Below are 17,133 nucleotides of genomic sequence, written 5' to 3'. Positions count from 1 at the left end.
ACTTATCATTGTTTTTATGAAAGAAAGAGTATATTTTAAGTTGTTGATGAGAATTAATAAACAATGCGAAAGCCTATTCACATGAATAAATTGAAAAAGCGTGTTCTTGCTTTATTTTATATTGCGTCTTTGAGCGTAAGTAGCCTTCTAATAAATGAATTTTTGATTCCGACAGTCTTTGCGCAGACTTCTATTGTTGTTACAGTTAATGGCAACCCCATCACAAATTATGATATACAAAGGCGCCTTGCTTTTCTCAGATTACAACAAAAGCAAGGCAATTTGGTGGCACAGGCTAAAAAAGAGCTTATCGATGAAAAGCTAAAAAATATTGAAATAAAACGTCGTAATATTGAAGTAAGCAATGATGAAGTTGATAAAGCTTTTGAGAATTTTGCGACACAAAATAATATGACGATTGATCAGCTCAACCAGATTCTGATCCAAACTGAGATCACTGTGCAACACTTTAAAGATTACATCCGTGGACAAATAGGATGGGGGCGTCTTGTTAGTGCACGCTATCAAGCTGAAACAGGTATGATTAGCGAACAAGAAGCTGTACGCAGGATATTAAAAAATGGTGGTGTAAAACCTTCAACCAATGAATATACATTACAGCGAATTGTTTTTGTTATTCCTGCACATCGTCGTTCAGAAATTTTTGAAAGACGTCAAAGAGAAGCAAGCAATTTTCGCGCACATTTCCGTGGATGTGCCAATGCTCACAATCAAGCAAGAGGTATTTTAGACGTTACTATCCGCCACTTAGGAAAGTTTCTGGAACCCCAACTTCCCAATGCATGGGAACAAGCTATTCTTGCAACGCCTGCTGGAAAAATGACAAAATTACAAGAAACATCTGATGGAATAGAAGCAATTGCTGTCTGCAAAATAAAAAGAGTTTCTGATGATTATGTCGCTCGACTAATATTTTCTCTTCAAGATAGTAAAAAAAGAAGCCCGCAAAAACTTGAAGAATTAAGCGACAAATATTTAGGAGAACTGCGGCGAGTGGCGCGCATTCAAAATTCATAATGGCTGCTCTTATTGTTAGCGGTGGTGATCCTGCCGGAATTGGTCCTGAAATAGTCCTAAAAGCGTGGAATTTGCGTGTTACGCGCCAAATTCCACCTTTTGTGCTTCTTGCTGATCCAGATGTTATTCGTTCGCGCGCTCGTTTTTTACAGATTGATGTTGAAGTGCAATCTGTTTTAATCAATAATTCCGCAAAAAATTTTCAAAACGCTCTTCCTATCATACCATTAAAAAACAAACAAAGTGATCAATTAGGTATACCTTCATCGAATAATGCCGCTGGAATCATTGAAGCAATTGAACGCTGTGTTCAATTGATTCAAAATGGCCATGCATGTGCACTTATCACTTGTCCTATTGCAAAAAAGAATCTTTATGATGCCGGTTTTCAATTTCCAGGTCATACAGAATTTTTAGCCGATTTAGCCCATAAAGCTTTTCATAAATGTTATCATCCAGTTATGATGTTAGCAGGACCTCGATTAAAAACAGTACCAATAACTGTTCATATTCCATTTAAAAATGTTCCTTCACAGCTTACCCGTGATTTAATTATTCAAACGGTACTTATTACTGAATGTGACTTAAAAACACGGTTTAAAATAACGTCACCCCGACTAGCTGTTGCTGGTCTTAATCCTCATGCTGGAGAAGAAGGTGCAATGGGAAAAGAAGATATTGAAGTTATCACTCCTGCTATTGAATATCTTAAAAAAAAAGGACTCAATATTGCAGGCCCGCTGCCTGCCGACACAATGTTCCATGAATGCGCAAGAAAGGCATATGACGTTGCCATTTGTATGTATCATGATCAAGCCCTTATCCCTGTTAAAACATTAGACTTTGATAGCACTGTTAATGTCACGTTAGGTCTCCCTTTTATTCGCACGTCCCCAGATCACGGAACTGCTTTTGACATTGCTGATAAAGGGATAGCCTCTCCCGAAAGCTTTATTGCTGCTCTTAAACTTGCAAATCAACTTGCCGAAAATAGTTTAATACCATGCCAATAGATAATCTCCCTCCTCTACGTGAGGTCATTGATATATATGGATTACAAGCGCATAAATCTTTGGGGCAAAATTTTCTTTTTGATCTTAATTTAACATCTAAAATTGCTCATCATGCAGGTAATATAGAAGGAAAACCTGTTCTTGAAATTGGTCCTGGTCCTGGAGGTCTCACACGAGCCTTGCTAGCAAAGGGCGCCATTGTAACAGCAATAGAACGCGATGAACGCTGCATACCAGCTCTCTTAGAAATAGAAAAACACTATCCTAAAAAATTAAAAATTATTTGTAATGATGCACTGAAGCAAGACTTCTCAAAACTCTTTGAAACAAGCCCAGAAAAACCTCGCATTATTGCAAATCTTCCCTATAATATTGGAACACAACTCTTATTAAATTGGCTTTTGACTGAACCATGGCCTCCTTTTTATGAATCAATGACATTGATGTTTCAACGTGAAGTTGCCAAACGGATTACAGCTAAACCTCAATCTACTCATTATGGACGTCTTAGTGTCTTAACTGGCTGGCGTACCACTGCTAAAATTGCTTTTGATGTGCCCCCTCAAGCCTTCATACCAATACCTAAAGTAACTTCTTCCGTTGTTCATATTATTCCGCGAACACAACCTCTTGCCTGCTCTGCACAAAAACTAAGCCTCGTCACAAAAACCGCCTTTGGACAAAGGCGAAAAATGCTTCGTCAAAATCTCAAAATACTTGGAGGTGAAGTGCTGTTAGAAAAAGCTGGAATTGATGGAACGCGCCGTGCTGAAACGCTCTCGGTTTCCGAATTTGTAACTTTAGCGCATCTAGTTCTCTAAAAAATTGCAATTTTTGTTATACAATCTTTTTTAATCAAGACATTTATCGATCTTTTCAGCAATAAGCCCATCAACAAAAGAGTCAAGATAAGAACAGCGCTCGCGTTTTGCGGTTTCAGCTAAATAAATTGATTTAATAAAAGATAAAGACTGATCTAAATCTTCGTTAATCACAACATAATCATAAGAACGCCAATGCTTTAACTCCGTTCGTGCATTTTCCAATCGTAAATTGATGATATCTTGACTATCTTCTGCTCGACGATGTAACCGCGAAACAAGCTCTTTCATTGATGGTGGAAGGATAAAAACAGATACAGTGTCTCCCAGCATCTTTTTTTGCAGCTGCTCGGTACCTTGATAATCAATATCAAATAACATATCACGGCCAATACTCAATGCGTTTTCAACAGTTTCACGTAAAGTGCCATAATAATTTCCGTGAACTTCTGCCCATTCAATAAATTCATCTCTATCACGCTTATATTCAAACTCTTCCTTTGAAATAAAGTGATAATGCAGTCCATCTACTTCACTAGGACGCCTTTTCCTTGTGGTCACACTTACGGAAAGCTCTAATTGTCCATCTTTTAGAAGTAATCGAGAAATTGTTGATTTACCAGCACCTGAAGGTGAAGAGAGAATAAATAAAAAACCGCGGCGTTGATTTATTTTTATAGCACTCAATTTACTTTCGAAGACTGTCATTACATCACTCTACTTTGTTCATAAATGTTTCTCCAAAATTTGAATTATACATTATCTCAACCTTTCCCCTAATCAATGTGTTTTCTTAGCAGTTTTCAATGTTATTCTGCTCTTTTTTGAGATACGTTATTAGCAGTGTATTCACTGCTTTCTTAAATATTTTTATCCATACGCTAATCCTACTTGTGACAGACAAAAAAATGATTTTTTTATCATTCTCATAAAAAGTTTAAAGAGAAAAATTTTACTATATTTTGCATTCTCATTTACGATGCAAAAAGATGTGTTATCGTTATAAATTCAATGTCTTGCCTTTAATTCTCGCCACTTGCGAACATTCACATTATGTTCTTCTAAAGTTCGAGAAAAAACATGCCCTCCTGAACCATCAGCAACAAAATAAAGTGCGTCACTGCTTGGTGGATGTGCCACCGCTTTCAAAGAATCTCGACCTGGATTTGCAATAGCTGTTGGAGGCAAACCATTAATTTTATAAGTATTATATGGTGTTTCCTTCTCAAGATCTGAACGATAAATTGCACGACCTGATGGCTTTCCTTTTCCTCCAAAGAGACCATAAATAACTGTTGGATCCGATTGAAGACGCATATGCTTTGTAAGGCGGTTATAAAATACCGCAGCAACCATTGGTCTTTCTGCTGCAATTCCCGTTTCTTTCTCAACAATTGAGGCTAATATAACAAATTCATCAATCGATTTAATGGGTAAATCAGGCGAACGCGTAGCCCATATAGCATGAATTAATTTTGTCTGTTCTTCACGCAATCTGTTTACAATCTCTTTACGCGTTGTCCCCCGAATAAAACGAACAGTATCCGTCATTAAACAGCCCTCTGGAGGCAAAATTTTTGGAAGATCTCCAATCAAAATTTCATTCGCAGCTAATCGATCGAAAACTTGCTGAACCGTTAAACCTTCAGGTACTGTAAATGTATACTCAATAGATTTTCCTTTCACAAGAATATCCATAATATCCTGCATCGAAGCATGTGCTGGAATTAAATATTCACCAGCCTTCAGATGCGTTGTTTTTTGGTGATAACCAACCCCATAAACAAAAATATCTGATGATCGAATGAAACCACGTTTTTCTAGCAATGAAGCAATTTCACGAATTCCTGTGCCAGGATGGATAAGAACAATTTGTTCTTCCTCAATTTTCCCCTTTTCTTCAAAAATACTTTTTCCAATATAAAGAGGAATACTTATGGCGAAAAGAATAACCACAATCAGCATAAGAAAAAAATGACCGAGAATAACCAACGGATTACGGACGATCGATGATTTCTTTCGTTTTTTATGTACTAACATGTCATAACTATATGCTAAATGATTCGAAGAGGAATCACTTACGTCCTTTAATGATTTTCCTTTTTTCACACCGGACATAACCCCTCAATAGCGATTAAGGACAATATTATAATTTCTCATTCACCTTATAACAAAGTAGAAAACTCAAAAGCAGAAATTAAATAAAAATACTTACTATCCACTAAAACGTCGCATCACCAACGATGCATTTGTCCCACCAAATCCGAAAGAATTAGAAAGAATTGTATCAATCTTTCGTTCACGCGGTTTGTGTGGTACAAGATCGATTTTCGTTTCAATCGACGGATTGTCAAGATTAAGTGTCGCTGGAGCTATATTATCCCGTATAGCTAGAACAGAAAAAATAGCCTCAGCAGCACCGGCGGCACCAAGTAAATGCCCGATAGATGATTTCGTTGATGACATGGATACTTGTGGTGCATAATTCCCTAAAACACGTTCAACAGCTGCTAGCTCTATAGAATCAGCCATCGTTGATGTACCATGAGCATTAATGTAATCAAGTTCACTCACATTCACTTGTGCACGCTTAAGAGCAGCCATCATACTACGCTGAGCCCCTTCACCACTTTCTGAAGGCGCTGTAATGTGGTAAGCATCACCAGATAAACCATAGCCAATAACCTCAGCATAAATACGCGCTCCTCGTTTTTTGGCATGTTCCAGCTCTTCTAAAACAACAACTGCCGCTCCTTCCCCCATCACAAAACCATCACGATCAGCATCATAAGGACGTGACGCCCGTTCAGGATCATCATTGCGACAAGTAGAAAGAGCTCTACAAGCTGCAAAACCTGCAAGAGATATCCGATTTATCGGAGATTCGGCCCCCCCTGCCACCATGACATCGGCATCACCAAACATAATCAAACGTGCCGCATCACCAATCGCATGCGCTCCTGTCGAACAAGCCGTTACAACAGAATGATTAGGCCCTCGTAAACCATATTGAATAGACACATAACCAGAAGCAAGATTAATCAAACGACCTGGAATAAAAAAAGGAGAAACACGACGAGGTCCCTTATCACGAAGCGTATAACCAGATTCAACAATGCCCTCAATTCCCCCAATTCCTGAACCAATTAACACACCTGTACAAATCTGATCTTCATCATTCTTAGGAAACCATTCTGCATCTGCAAGTGCTTGGTTAGCAGCAGCCATTGCATAAACAATAAATGCATCAACTTTACGTTGCTCTTTAGGTTCCATATACAAATCAGCATTATAGGTCCCCTCTGTTCCATCCCCTAAAGGGATACGCGCAGCAATCTGGCATGGCAAATCTGACACATCAAACTCAGTAATACGTCGGACACCACTTCTTCCTTCAAGAAGTCGTTTCCAACTATATTCAATATTACCAGCTAATGGAGATACCAATCCTAAACCAGTAACAACAACACGTCTCATAACTTCTAACCTTGAACTAAACTTCACCTCTCAAAGCTCTCTTTTCAAAAGAGCTCCGAAGAATATAGGCAAAAGCAATTTATGCCTTTGCCCTTTAGTAATCATGCAGAAGCTTTATCAATGAACTTGACTGCATCACCAACTGTGAAAATCGTTTCAGCAGCCTCATCTGGAATTTCTACCCCAAACTCTTCTTCAAAAGCCATAACGAGTTCAACTGTATCAAGGCTATCAGCCCCTAGATCATCGATAAAGCTTGCATTTTCTACAACTTTATCAGCATTAACCCCAAGATGTTCCACAATAATTTTCTTAACGCGCTCTACTGTATCACTCATGTTGAAATCCTCGAATTTATATTTTCCTATAATTTGGTTAACTATATCGGCTCATCTAATCAAGCAATAGATGCATCACTTTAAAAGATTTTAGCAATGATTTAAAACATCCTGTGGATATCCCCTACAAAATGAACCAATCTGACATTCCGACATCAATTGATCAACGGCCATGTTAAAGAAATAGATGCATCTTTCTATTTCAATCGTTACTATCTAAAATAATACAACTCATAAATCAATGTGGAATAAAATAAATACTCAAATCATTGCCATTCCACCATTGATATGAAGTGTTTGACCTGTCGTATAGGCTGCTTCATCGCTTGCTAAATAAACAGCCGCAGCGGCTATTTCTTGCCCACTTCCCATACGCTTCATTGGAATCGCCGCCATAATGGCTTCTTTTTGCTTTTCATTAAGCTTGTCTGTCATTGCAGATTTAATAAATCCTGGAGCAATACAATTGACAGTGATGTTTCGCGAAGCAATTTCTTGTGCCAATGCTTTAGAAAAACCTATCAAACCTGCTTTTGCAGCACAATAATTCGTTTGTCCAGGATTTCCCACAACACCAACAACAGATGTAATGTTAATAATCCTTCCATAACGGCGGCGCATCATAAAATGTATTAATTCACGCGTCAAAAGAGAAGCAGCTGTTAGGTTAACTTCTAAAACATCATCCCAGTCTTTATCTTGCATACGCACAAAAAGACCATCCCTAGTGATTCCCGCATTGTTAACCAAAATATCGACGCCATCCATTTCTCTTTCTGCAACTTCAGCCAATTGTTTAATCGATTGGCGTTCAGAAAGATTAGCGGGAAATACAAAAACATTCTGCCCTAATTCTACCGCCACTTCTCTAAGCTTTTCTTCACGTGTTCCATGAAGTCCAACAATGGCTCCTTGTGCATGAAAGCAGCGTGCAATTGCCTCACCAATTCCTCCCGAAGCCCCCGTTACAAGAGCTTTACGTCCTGTTAATCTAAACATTTTTTTACTCCTTATAGATTAAACGCCAAGCATGCCTAGCGCTGATTCTATTTCATCAACTGTTCCAATTGTTACCCCCTTTATATCTTTGTTAATACGACGCGTTAAACCTGTTAATACTTTTCCAGAACCAACTTCAAAAAGCGTATCAACCCCATTAGCAGCGATCCATTCTATCGTTTCACGCCATCGCACCCTCCCAGTCACTTGTTCAACAAGAAGAGCAGTAATACGCTCTGGATTGCTCTCAGGTGCAACAGAAACATTGGCAATCAAAGGAACAATAGGAGGCATTTTGTTAACAGTCAAAAGTGCTTTCTTCATGGCATCAGCAGCAGGTTGCATTAAAGATGAATGAAAAGGTGCAGAAACTGGAAGAAGAAGTGCACGTTTTGCACCTTTTGTTGATGCAATCTCTACCGCTGTCTCAACTGCTTTTGCTTTACCTGAAATAACATATTGTCCACCACCATTATCATTAGCAATCTGACATAGTCCTTCTCCAGAAACAGTTTCGCAAATTTCTTCCACAACGTGCTCTTCCAAACCAATCAGTGCTGCCATAGAACCTTCACCAACTGCGACAGCAGCCTGCATAGCATTGCCACGAATACGCAAAAGTCTTGCCGTATCTGTGAGAGCAAATGTACCAGCAGCACAAAGAGCCGAGTATTCGCCTAAAGAATGACCAGCAACAAACTTTACCTTTTCTTCTATACAAAACCCTAATTGTTTCATCACACGAATGACAGCCATGGATACAGCCATTAATGCCGGTTGTGCATTTGCTGTTAACGTTAAAACATCTGCTGGTCCTTCAAAAATGATCTTTGATAATTTCTCACCCAGAGCATCATCAACTTCCTCGAAAACCATCCGTGCGGCAATAAATTGCTCTGTAAGCGCCTTCCCCATACCAACAAGTTGACTTCCCTGCCCTGGAAAAATAAAAGCTGCACCCATTTACCAACTCCTAAAATTGTACAATTAAATTATTTTCTTTTGACCTTATTCATCCGCACAAATCAAGATAAAGCCCTTTATTTAAAACGAATACCACTCTTAAAATTATATTTTAAAGGCGGAATTTGATATAAAAACTTAGGAAAGTAGGGAGCTATAAACTGAATAACACCCAAACTTATGAGACTTCCTAAAATTGCACCTGCTAAAATATCAAAGGGATAATGTACACCCACAAAGATGCGCGCCCAACAGATCAAGCACAAAAACACCGTGGCAAATTTAAAAGCAACTTTGTATCGGTAAAAATAAAAGTTAGCTGCATAAGATGCAATGGTCAAGGCATGATTACTAGGAAAAGAAGCTGTTGCACGATGTTGAATAAGCGGTGTCGCTAACCCTACCACGAATGGGCGAGGATGAAAATAAAAAAGAGAAATGAGATAACCTACGAAAAGAGCCGCACAAATACTCATGCAAATGCTTAGTACGACACATCGTTCCCTCTCCCCACCACAAAACCACAACGCACAAAGATGGAGAGGAATAATGTAAATTAAAAACTTTGCACAAAAAATACTAAACAAAACTACAATCGACCAAGCTTGATGATTGCCGACAAACATTTCAAAGAGTGTAACATCAATCTGGTTTAAAAAGTCCATTTTTCTCTCCTTTATGTTACAGTACTATCTTTTTGTAGAAGAGGGAAATATATCAAGATTTAACAAATCAATTTTTTTATGTGCATAAACTTGCTATTTTAAAAGATAACCTGTAGATATGAAATATTCGTTGCCGGCACTTTAGCTGGAGGTTGAACGGAGGGCTGTAAAATATCAGTAGGAAATACAATGTTTCCGGCCTCCCGTGTCTCCGCTCTCGGATGTCTCGAATCGTAAACGCGTCCTTTCTTCTTTGGATTTCCAAAAAAGACAAGTCGCAGAGGCTTTGCGCTAAAACCGGTGAGATTTAATTGAAGAAAGGCAAAACAATGGCTCTTTATGAACATATGTTCCTTGCCCGACAAGACATTACACCGCAGCAAGTTGATGAACTTTTGAGTCTCTACAAAGGTGTCATTGAAGCACATGGTGGAAAAGTTGGGCGTGTAGAAAATTGGGGACTTCGTCCTCTTGCTTACCGTATTCGTAAAAACCGTAAAGCTTATTATACTTTGGTCAATATTGATGCACCAGCTTCAGCAATTGCTGAAGTGGAACGTCAGATGCGCATCAATGAGGATATTTTGCGTTATATGACCATTCGCGTAGAAAAACACGAAAAAGAAAAATCTGCTATGCTCTCACACCTTGATCGCAATAGCCATCACATTGGACACGATGAAGAGCGTCCTCGTTTTCCGCGTCGTCAACGTGAAAATGCTATAGAAGGGGTAGAATGATGACTGATACCAATCAAAACTCTGCACGTCGCCCCTTTCATCGTCGTCGTAAAACATGTCCTTTTTCAGGGACTAATGCTCCCAAAATTGATTATAAAGACATCAAGTTGTTACAACGTTATATTTCCGAACGTGGGAAAATTGTTCCTTCACGGATTACTGCTGTTAGTCAAAAAAAACAGCGTGAATTAGCTAATGCTATCAAACGTGCTCGCTTTTTAGGCTTACTTCCGTACATTATAAAGTAAACGATCAATACGCTATGCAACTGGAGAGTTTATCCAGTTGCTTTTCTTATATGGTTTTAAAAAATAGCTTGTTGCATCCTATGTTAAGCTATTACATGTCAAAGTTGGGGTATTGACGCGCCCCTAACTGCAGAAAGCAGGACAGCAATAAATGAAAAAAAATCGTACCTATGAGATATTAATCGGTATTTTAGCAGGATTATTTGCTGTTGTAATAGGAATGGCAATCATCAGTGTTGCAAATATCGCGCCCTTTTTTTCTCTTCTTCTTGGCTGCTTTCTTTCATTGCCAATTTTTATTGTTGCGTTCGGTCAAGGAACATTAGCCAGTCTCATCGCCCTCATAAGTGCCACTGTTGTTCTTATCATAACCACTAATACCTATATTGCTCTTGGCTTGATGTTCTTATTTTTCCTTCCTGCTGTCTATGCTTCTTGGCTTCTTGGGCTTGCACGACCAGCGCAAAAAGAAAACGAACTGATATGGTATCCATTATCATCGGTTATTTTTCATTTAACTAATTTTATCGCTCTTATAGCAACTTTCATTGGGCTCTATGTTCAAACCCGTCCTTCCACACCCGTCATTGCAAAAAAAATCACCGAAAACATAGCACAAACTCTGCAACAATCACAGTCAATAAAAGAAGCCGATATACGCGCTTTTAGTGAGCTTTTAATGACGCATCCAGCAACTTTTACTGCTGTTTCTTTGACTCTTTATAGTTTGGTTTTTCTCATTGGTAACCTTTACTTTTCCATGATAGCAGCACAACACATGAAATGGCTGAAAAGACCCCGTGATGATTGGAGCCAAACTCTCCGCCTTCCAATTTCTGGAATTGTTATTTTCATTATTGTTTGCATAGCATCGATGGTTGAGTTGAGCGCTTCTCTTAACTTGAGTACCCGTGTCTTTAGTACTGCATACACTGTCATCATATTAATTAGTGGTCTAGCATATCTTCACAATATTACAAAAGGGGTAAACGGTCGGATTATTATACTTTCTCTTGTTTATATTGCTATTTTAACAGTCGTTTTTACTCCACCTATTGTTTTCATGATGCTTTTGATGGGAATTTGGGCTGCTATTCAATATAATTTTCAATCACGCAAAAAACTCCACTAAATTTATTTGTTCGAAAGGAAAAACTATGGATATTATTTTACTTGAGCGCATTCCTCGTCTTGGTCAGATGGGTGATATTGTCTCAGTTAAAGATGGTTATGCGCGTAATTTTCTCTTGCCTCAAGGTAAAGCTTTACGCGCAAATGAAGCCAATAAAAAACATTTTGAGATACAACGTGCACAACTTGAAGCCCGTAATCTTGAACGCAAAAGCGAAGCGCAAAAAGTTGCTGAAAAACTTGATGGACAATCATTCATTGTTGTTCGTTCTGCTGGTGAAACAGGACAACTTTATGGTTCTGTATCAACACGTGATATTGCTGAAATTATAACAGATGAAGGCTTTTCTATTGGGAGAAATCAAGTCGAACTTAACCATCCAATAAAAATGATCGGTCTTCACACAATCACTCTTAGCTTACATCCTGAGGTTCAAATTTCTGTGATTATTAATGTTGCGCGTTCTACCAGTGAAGCACAACGCCAAGCAGAAGGTGAAACTCTCACTTCTGCTAAAGAAATATATAATATTCAAGAAGAATTATTAGAAGAAAATCAGGAAGAATTATTGGTAGAAGAAATTAATGACAACGATATAAACAGTTCTCATCAAGAAGCTTAATTGCTATTTTTGCTTTCTGTTTTATATTTTTTATTCTATTTTAAATATTGCTCATAAAATACTCACACTTTAAAATTGGGTATTTTATGGCTATCATACATAAAGAACCTAATTTTTATGAAAGAATTAGGAATATATTATTTAAAGGCATTACATGCCGAGAATGATAATATCACTAAGAGGAAATTTTCTTTTGTTGTCTAGCATCTAAAGCAAAAATAATTTAAAGTTCTACCCTTAAGGGTAAGGTTTGTATGAGCGGTAAGTTGATTATATCAACACATGATCTGAAATAATTTCAGTTATAAAAAAGTAATTCTACTTACACAGATATTGGAATTTTAAGGTCACATAACTTCAAAACACTTAAATTTAGAATAGCAAAACTTCCACTTTAAAATCACGTATTATAAAATAAAATAGATCAATGTTATATAAATAATACACAAATGATAGATGAGCAACGAAAAGAGGGTTTTGAAAAATTATATAATTTTAACTTAAAATGAAGATTTGTAGCTCTATTCTTTTAATTATACGATTTTCAATTTATCGCCTAAAGTAGCTAGACTTAGAATTTTAGTGGAAAAATATTATGGAAGAAACTAACGTTGTTAATGTCAGCTCTTCAAAGAAGGAAGATTCTCCTTCTTTTCGGCAGCTTCCGTATAATATTGAAGCTGAACAGGCATTGCTTGGTGCCATCTTTATCAACAATGATTCTCTTGACCGCGTTTCAGATTTTCTAAAACCAGAACATTTTTTTGAACCATTGCATCAAAAAATTTATCATGTTTTATCTCACCTTATTAAAACAGGAAAACGTGTAGATCCAGTTACAATCAAGCCCTATATCCAAATGGAAGAAAAAATTGGAGATATTACTGTATACCAGTATGTTGTTCGCTTAGCCACAGAGGCAGTCACTATTATTAACGCTGAAGATTATGGACGCGTCATTTACGATCTTTTTATCCGACGGTCTTTGATTAACCTTGGAACTCAAGTTGTCAATACAGCCTTTGATGCTCCTGTAGAGCTCACGCCTACCCAACAAATTGAAACTGTTGAAAATCAGTTATTTGAGCTAGCAGAAAAAGGGAAATATGGAGGTGGATTTGAAAATTTTAATGAGGCTATCAAAAAAGCTATCGATATGGCAAGTGCTGCGAAAAAGCGCTCTTCACAATTATCAGGGATAGCCACCCATATTAAAACACTTGATGAAAAAATGGGAGGATTACAAGCATCTGACTTAATTATCCTTGCAGGACGCCCTGGTATGGGAAAAACCTCACTGGCTACCAATATTGCCTTTAATATTGCTAATGCTTATAATCGTAATGCCAATATCCAAGAAAATGAAGGGGGTATTGTAGGTTTCTTCTCACTTGAGATGTCATCCGAACAGCTTGCAACCCGTATTATTTCTGAACAAACAGAAGTCTCTTCTTCTGATATTCGGCGTGGTAATATCTCAGATGAACAATTTTCAAAAATTATTCGTGCGGTGAACCAACTACAAAAGGCACCACTTTATATTGATCAAACTGGGGGAATATCAATTACGCAATTAGCTGCTCGTGCGCGGCGTCTCAAGCGACAACATGGTTTAGATATCTTGTTTATTGACTATATCCAACTCATGACAAGCAGTTCAAAGCGTTCATCAGAAAATCGTGTTCAAGAGATCACAGAAATTACCACAGGATTAAAAGCGTTAGCGAAAGAATTGAATATTCCTATTATCGCTCTCTCTCAACTTTCACGTCAAGTAGAAAATAGAACAGATAAACGTCCCCAACTCTCAGATTTACGTGAATCTGGTTCAATTGAGCAAGACGCCGACATTGTTCTGTTTGTCTACCGCGAAGAATATTATCTCAAAAATGAAGAACCAAAATTAGGTAGCTTAGAACATACAAAATGGCAAGAAATAATGGACAAAGCTTTTGGAAAAGCTGATGTTATTATTGCAAAACAGCGCCATGGGCCGACAGGAATCGTGCCACTTGCCTTTCAATCTGATTTCACACGATTCAGTGATCTGGCCGATAGCAATTATCTTCCAGAGCAAATCGGTTAAATTAACATGGCGCGTAATCGTATTCAATTTATCTGTCAAAATTGTGAAACCATTCTTCTCATTAAAAAATGTAATTCTTATCAAGAATGAAATTTCTTACAAAGAATCATTTTTCAATGATTCTAGCCGCCGTTATTTGCTATTTAATAACATTCTTCTTGCATGAAATGATAACACATCTCTTAATGTTGTAAGTGGGGTACATATATTAAAATCCATAGCTAATTTAAACCTTGCTATATTGTTCCTTCTTTTACAAAGTCTCTTTCTTGCAAGACACCCATTTTCTCGTTATTAAATTTAAAAATAATTGCTGCTGTTGTGTATGGCAAGCTATTATGAAAATATCAGAAGATTTCCTCTTCATAGAAAAATCTCTAATTTTTTAACAAAAATATTTTCTAATTTATCTGAAAAAAATTACCCTAATTACCGTAATATAAAAAAACAAGCAGTGTTTTAAATATTACAGCACAGAGAAAATTCTATAACATGCAACATATTCTTGATATAAAATTGTATAAAAACTGATATCTAACAAAAGGAAAATGTATAATTATGCTAGAAAAAAAAGAAGACTGCGATAGTGGATTTGACAGTCTTGATGAAGCTATCAAAAGAGTTATTGATATAGCAGGTGCTGCAAAAAAACGCTCTTCGCAAATATCAGGGATAGCAACTCACATTCAAACACTTGATGAAAAAATGGGAGGATTACAAGCATCTGACTTAATTATCCTTGCAGGACGCCCTGGTATGGGAAAAACCTCACTGGCTACCAATATTGCCTTTAATATTGCTAATGCTTATAATCGTAATGCCAATATCCAAGAAAATGAAGGGGGTATTGTAGGTTTCTTCTCACTTGAGATGTCATCCGAACAGCTTGCAACCCGTATTATTTCTGAACAAACAGAAGTCTCTTCTTCTGATATTCGGCGTGGTAATATCTCAGATGAACAATTTTCAAAAATTATTCGTGCGGTGAACCAACTACAAAAGGCACCACTTTATATTGATCAAACTGGGGGAATATCAGTTTCACAACTGGCTGCCCGTGCTCGGCGTCTCAAGAAAAAACATGGTTTGGATGTCTTAATTATTGATTATATCCAACTCATGACAAGTGATTTAAAATACACATCTGAATATCGTATTCAAGAAATCACTGCAGAATTAAAAGCATTAGCTAAAGAATTAAATATCCCTATTATTGCTCTTTCACAACTTTCACATCAAGTTGAAAACAGAACAGATAAACGCCCAAAACTTTTAGATTTAGGTGGATTTGGTTCTATTGAGCAAGATGCCGACATCGTTTTATTTGTCTATCGTGAAGAATATTATCTCAAAAATGAAGAACCAAAGTTCGGTAGCCTTGAACATATGAAATGGATAGAGACAATGGACAAAGTTTTTGGAAAAGCTGATGTTATTATTGCAAAACAACGTCATGGACCGACAGGAATCGTGCCACTTGCCTTTCAATCTGATTTCACACGATTCAGTGATCTGGCCGATAGCAATTATCTTCCAGAGCAAATCGGTTAAATTAACATGGCGCGTAATCGTATTCAATTTATCTGTCAAAATTGTGGAACTGTCCATTCTCGTTGGGCGGGAAAATGTAGTGCTTGTGGAGAATGGAATTCCCTTATCGAAGAAACTATAAATGGCGGCATAGGAAGTGGTCCTAAACAGAATGCTCGTAAAGGACGCATTGTCACACTCACATCTCTTTCTGGAAATATCGAAGATACTCCACGTATTCATTCTGGTATTGCTGAACTTGATCGTGTTACCGGTGGGGGCTTTGTCCGTGGATCAGCACTCCTTGTTGGAGGTGATCCGGGTATTGGTAAATCAACATTGCTGACACAAACAGCTGCTGCTTTATCACGCAAAGGATATAATGTTATCTATGTTTCAGGTGAAGAGGCTATTGCGCAAATTTGTCTGCGCGCGCAAAGGCTTGAAGCTAACAATACAGAGGTGAAACTTGCTGCTGAAACCAATGTTGAAGATATTCTGGCAACCTTAAGCGAACATAAAAACCTTGATATGGTGATTATCGATTCAATTCAAACCCTATGGTCAGATACAGCAGATTCATCACCCGGCACTGTCACACAAGTACGTATCGGTGCTCAAGCAATGATCCGCTTTGCCAAAAAAACGGGAACCGCCGTTGTTCTTGTTGGTCATGTTACAAAAGATGGGCAAATTGCTGGTCCTCGAGTTGTTGAACATATGGTTGATGCCGTTCTCTATTTTGAGGGTGAAGGAGGACATCATTATCGCATTCTTAGAACTGTAAAAAATCGCTTCGGACCAACAGATGAAATTGGTGTCTTTGAAATGTCTGATAAAGGATTACGCGAAGTGATAAATCCATCCGAATTGTTTTTAGGAGAACGTAATGAAAAAGCTCCAGGTGCTGCTGTTTTTGCGGGAATGGAAGGGACACGCCCAATACTCGTAGAAATTCAAGCGCTTGTTGCTCCTTCTTCCCTTGGGACACCAAGACGTGCGGTTGTCGGATGGGATGGAAATCGTCTTTCTATGATTCTTGCCGTTTTAGAAGCCCATTGCGGCATTCGTTTTGGACAGCATGATGTCTATCTGAACGTGGCAGGTGGATATCGCATATCAGAACCCGCTGCTGATTTAGCTGTAGCCGCTGCTTTGGTATCCTCTCTTGCCAATATCGCATTGCCAACGGATTATGTATATTTTGGTGAAGTCAGTCTTTCAGGAGCTACCCGCGCTGTTTCACATTCAGCACAGCGCATCAATGAAGCAAAAAAACTCGGCTTTCAAGGAGCATTTCATCCCACAACAACAACCGAAATGATGAAGTCGCTCAATTTTCAACAAAAAACTTTCTCCGACCTTCCGGAACTCGTTGCTACTCTTACCGTAAGTAAAAAATGATCTGCACCATAGATATGATAATATAGAAAAAACTCTATAAAATACAAAAGATCCTTG

At 37.9% G+C, this 17,133-nt stretch carries 16 protein-coding genes and 1 pseudogene; 10 read left to right on the top strand and 7 right to left on the bottom strand.

What is annotated here, in order from left to right; all coding sequences use genetic code 11:
* The first annotated feature begins 81 nt into the window (after window positions 1–81).
* From ACFIJR_RS01425 to rsmA, 3 genes are read left to right on the top strand one after another with little or no spacing between them, the layout of a single operon-like run.
* Entirely contained in the window at window positions 82–1,038 is a 957-nt protein-coding gene (locus tag ACFIJR_RS01425) for a SurA N-terminal domain-containing protein (RefSeq protein WP_375625012.1), read from the top strand.
* Window positions 1,038–2,051, top strand: a complete 1,014-nt coding sequence (gene pdxA / locus ACFIJR_RS01420) for a 4-hydroxythreonine-4-phosphate dehydrogenase PdxA (protein WP_375625893.1) — start codon at window positions 1,038–1,040, stop codon at window positions 2,049–2,051. The genes ACFIJR_RS01425 and pdxA overlap by 1 nt, the downstream gene beginning before the upstream one ends.
* Window positions 2,042–2,872 (top strand): 16S rRNA (adenine(1518)-N(6)/adenine(1519)-N(6))-dimethyltransferase RsmA, encoded by an 831-nt coding sequence (rsmA, locus tag ACFIJR_RS01415; RefSeq protein WP_375625014.1) that lies wholly within the window; start codon window positions 2,042–2,044, stop codon window positions 2,870–2,872. The genes pdxA and rsmA overlap by 10 nt, the downstream gene beginning before the upstream one ends.
* 30 nt (window positions 2,873–2,902) lie before the next feature.
* Here rsmA and gmk read toward each other — a convergent pair whose 3' ends face one another.
* The 7 genes from gmk to ACFIJR_RS01380 form a co-directional block, all read right to left on the bottom strand.
* A complete protein-coding gene (gmk, locus tag ACFIJR_RS01410; protein WP_375625015.1) occupies window positions 2,903–3,580 on the bottom strand; it encodes a guanylate kinase in 678 nt (225 codons plus the stop codon).
* Window positions 3,581–3,880: 300 nt separating this feature from the next.
* Window positions 3,881–4,990 carry an endolytic transglycosylase MltG gene (gene mltG, locus ACFIJR_RS01405; RefSeq protein WP_375625016.1) on the bottom strand — a complete coding sequence of 370 codons (1,110 nt, stop codon included), beginning with the start codon at window positions 4,988–4,990 and terminating at the stop codon, window positions 3,881–3,883.
* 96 nt (window positions 4,991–5,086) lie between these two features.
* Window positions 5,087–6,349 carry a beta-ketoacyl-ACP synthase II gene (gene fabF / locus ACFIJR_RS01400; RefSeq protein WP_375625890.1) on the bottom strand — a complete coding sequence of 421 codons (1,263 nt, stop codon included), beginning with the start codon at window positions 6,347–6,349 and terminating at the stop codon, window positions 5,087–5,089.
* A 101-nt stretch (window positions 6,350–6,450) separates the two neighbouring features.
* Window positions 6,451–6,687 (bottom strand): acyl carrier protein, encoded by a 237-nt coding sequence (locus ACFIJR_RS01395; protein WP_004860281.1) that lies wholly within the window; start codon window positions 6,685–6,687, stop codon window positions 6,451–6,453.
* 261 nt (window positions 6,688–6,948) lie between these two features.
* Complete coding sequence (fabG, locus tag ACFIJR_RS01390; protein ID WP_375653291.1) at window positions 6,949–7,686, bottom strand: 3-oxoacyl-[acyl-carrier-protein] reductase; 738 nt, start codon at window positions 7,684–7,686, stop codon at window positions 6,949–6,951.
* An 18-nt stretch (window positions 7,687–7,704) separates the two neighbouring features.
* A complete protein-coding gene (fabD, locus tag ACFIJR_RS01385) occupies window positions 7,705–8,649 on the bottom strand; it encodes an ACP S-malonyltransferase (protein WP_375625886.1) in 945 nt (314 codons plus the stop codon).
* 77 nt (window positions 8,650–8,726) lie between these two features.
* Complete coding sequence (locus tag ACFIJR_RS01380) at window positions 8,727–9,314, bottom strand: undecaprenyl-diphosphatase (protein WP_375625884.1); 588 nt, start codon at window positions 9,312–9,314, stop codon at window positions 8,727–8,729.
* 329 nt (window positions 9,315–9,643) lie between these two features.
* Between ACFIJR_RS01380 and rpsF the strand changes: the two genes are divergently transcribed.
* The 7 genes and pseudogenes from rpsF (at window position 9,644) to radA (ending at window position 17,076) form a co-directional block, all read left to right on the top strand.
* The gene (rpsF, locus tag ACFIJR_RS01375) at window positions 9,644–10,054 is read left to right on the top strand and encodes a 30S ribosomal protein S6 (protein ID WP_375625882.1); all 411 of its coding nucleotides are present in this window, start codon (window positions 9,644–9,646) and stop codon (window positions 10,052–10,054) included.
* Window positions 10,054–10,302 (top strand): 30S ribosomal protein S18, encoded by a 249-nt coding sequence (rpsR, locus tag ACFIJR_RS01370; RefSeq protein WP_375625880.1) that lies wholly within the window; start codon window positions 10,054–10,056, stop codon window positions 10,300–10,302. Before rpsF ends, rpsR begins: the two co-directional genes overlap by 1 nt.
* Before the next feature lie 151 nt (window positions 10,303–10,453).
* The gene (locus ACFIJR_RS01365) at window positions 10,454–11,434 is read left to right on the top strand and encodes a hypothetical protein (RefSeq protein ID WP_375625878.1); all 981 of its coding nucleotides are present in this window, start codon (window positions 10,454–10,456) and stop codon (window positions 11,432–11,434) included.
* 25 nt (window positions 11,435–11,459) lie between these two features.
* On the top strand, window positions 11,460–12,056 hold the full coding sequence (gene rplI, locus ACFIJR_RS01360) for a 50S ribosomal protein L9 (RefSeq protein ID WP_375625876.1): 597 nt from the start codon (window positions 11,460–11,462) through the stop codon (window positions 12,054–12,056).
* Between the two features lie 595 nt (window positions 12,057–12,651).
* Window positions 12,652–14,142 (top strand): replicative DNA helicase, encoded by a 1,491-nt coding sequence (locus ACFIJR_RS01355; protein ID WP_375619412.1) that lies wholly within the window; start codon window positions 12,652–12,654, stop codon window positions 14,140–14,142.
* A gap of 561 nt (window positions 14,143–14,703) precedes the next feature.
* Window positions 14,704–15,693: pseudogene (locus ACFIJR_RS01350) on the top strand (DnaB-like helicase C-terminal domain-containing protein); the annotation flags it as partial.
* A gap of 6 nt (window positions 15,694–15,699) precedes the next feature.
* On the top strand, window positions 15,700–17,076 hold the full coding sequence (radA, locus tag ACFIJR_RS01345) for a DNA repair protein RadA (protein ID WP_375648249.1): 1,377 nt from the start codon (window positions 15,700–15,702) through the stop codon (window positions 17,074–17,076).
* Window positions 17,077–17,133: the final 57 nt, after the last annotated feature.

It is taken from the genome of Bartonella sp. OD88NMGDW (assembly GCF_042193775.1).
Classification (GTDB): domain Bacteria; phylum Pseudomonadota; class Alphaproteobacteria; order Rhizobiales; family Rhizobiaceae; genus Bartonella; species Bartonella grahamii.
Note: the sequence above shows the minus strand (reverse complement) of the source record. Positions and strands in the feature narration are given on the sequence as shown.

What these genes read in the sequence shown, in the direction of transcription:
- ACFIJR_RS01425 (WP_375625012.1), top strand. Translation starts at nt 82, where the DNA reads ATGAATAAATTGAAAAAGCGTGTTCTTGCTTTATTTTATATTGCGTCT.
- pdxA (WP_375625893.1), top strand. Translation starts at nt 1,038, where the DNA reads ATGGCTGCTCTTATTGTTAGCGGTGGTGATCCTGCCGGAATTGGTCCT.
- rsmA (WP_375625014.1), top strand. Translation starts at nt 2,042, where the DNA reads ATGCCAATAGATAATCTCCCTCCTCTACGTGAGGTCATTGATATATAT.
- gmk (WP_375625015.1), bottom strand. Translation starts at nt 3,580, where the DNA reads ATGACAGTCTTCGAAAGTAAATTGAGTGCTATAAAAATAAATCAACGC.
- mltG (WP_375625016.1), bottom strand. Translation starts at nt 4,990, where the DNA reads ATGTCCGGTGTGAAAAAAGGAAAATCATTAAAGGACGTAAGTGATTCC.
- fabF (WP_375625890.1), bottom strand. Translation starts at nt 6,349, where the DNA reads ATGAGACGTGTTGTTGTTACTGGTTTAGGATTGGTATCTCCATTAGCT.
- ACFIJR_RS01395 (WP_004860281.1), bottom strand. Translation starts at nt 6,687, where the DNA reads ATGAGTGATACAGTAGAGCGCGTTAAGAAAATTATTGTGGAACATCTT.
- fabG (WP_375653291.1), bottom strand. Translation starts at nt 7,686, where the DNA reads ATGTTTAGATTAACAGGACGTAAAGCTCTTGTAACGGGGGCTTCGGGA.
- fabD (WP_375625886.1), bottom strand. Translation starts at nt 8,649, where the DNA reads ATGGGTGCAGCTTTTATTTTTCCAGGGCAGGGAAGTCAACTTGTTGGT.
- ACFIJR_RS01380 (WP_375625884.1), bottom strand. Translation starts at nt 9,314, where the DNA reads ATGGACTTTTTAAACCAGATTGATGTTACACTCTTTGAAATGTTTGTC.
- rpsF (WP_375625882.1), top strand. Translation starts at nt 9,644, where the DNA reads ATGGCTCTTTATGAACATATGTTCCTTGCCCGACAAGACATTACACCG.
- rpsR (WP_375625880.1), top strand. Translation starts at nt 10,054, where the DNA reads ATGACTGATACCAATCAAAACTCTGCACGTCGCCCCTTTCATCGTCGT.
- ACFIJR_RS01365 (WP_375625878.1), top strand. Translation starts at nt 10,454, where the DNA reads ATGAAAAAAAATCGTACCTATGAGATATTAATCGGTATTTTAGCAGGA.
- rplI (WP_375625876.1), top strand. Translation starts at nt 11,460, where the DNA reads ATGGATATTATTTTACTTGAGCGCATTCCTCGTCTTGGTCAGATGGGT.
- ACFIJR_RS01355 (WP_375619412.1), top strand. Translation starts at nt 12,652, where the DNA reads ATGGAAGAAACTAACGTTGTTAATGTCAGCTCTTCAAAGAAGGAAGAT.
- radA (WP_375648249.1), top strand. Translation starts at nt 15,700, where the DNA reads ATGGCGCGTAATCGTATTCAATTTATCTGTCAAAATTGTGGAACTGTC.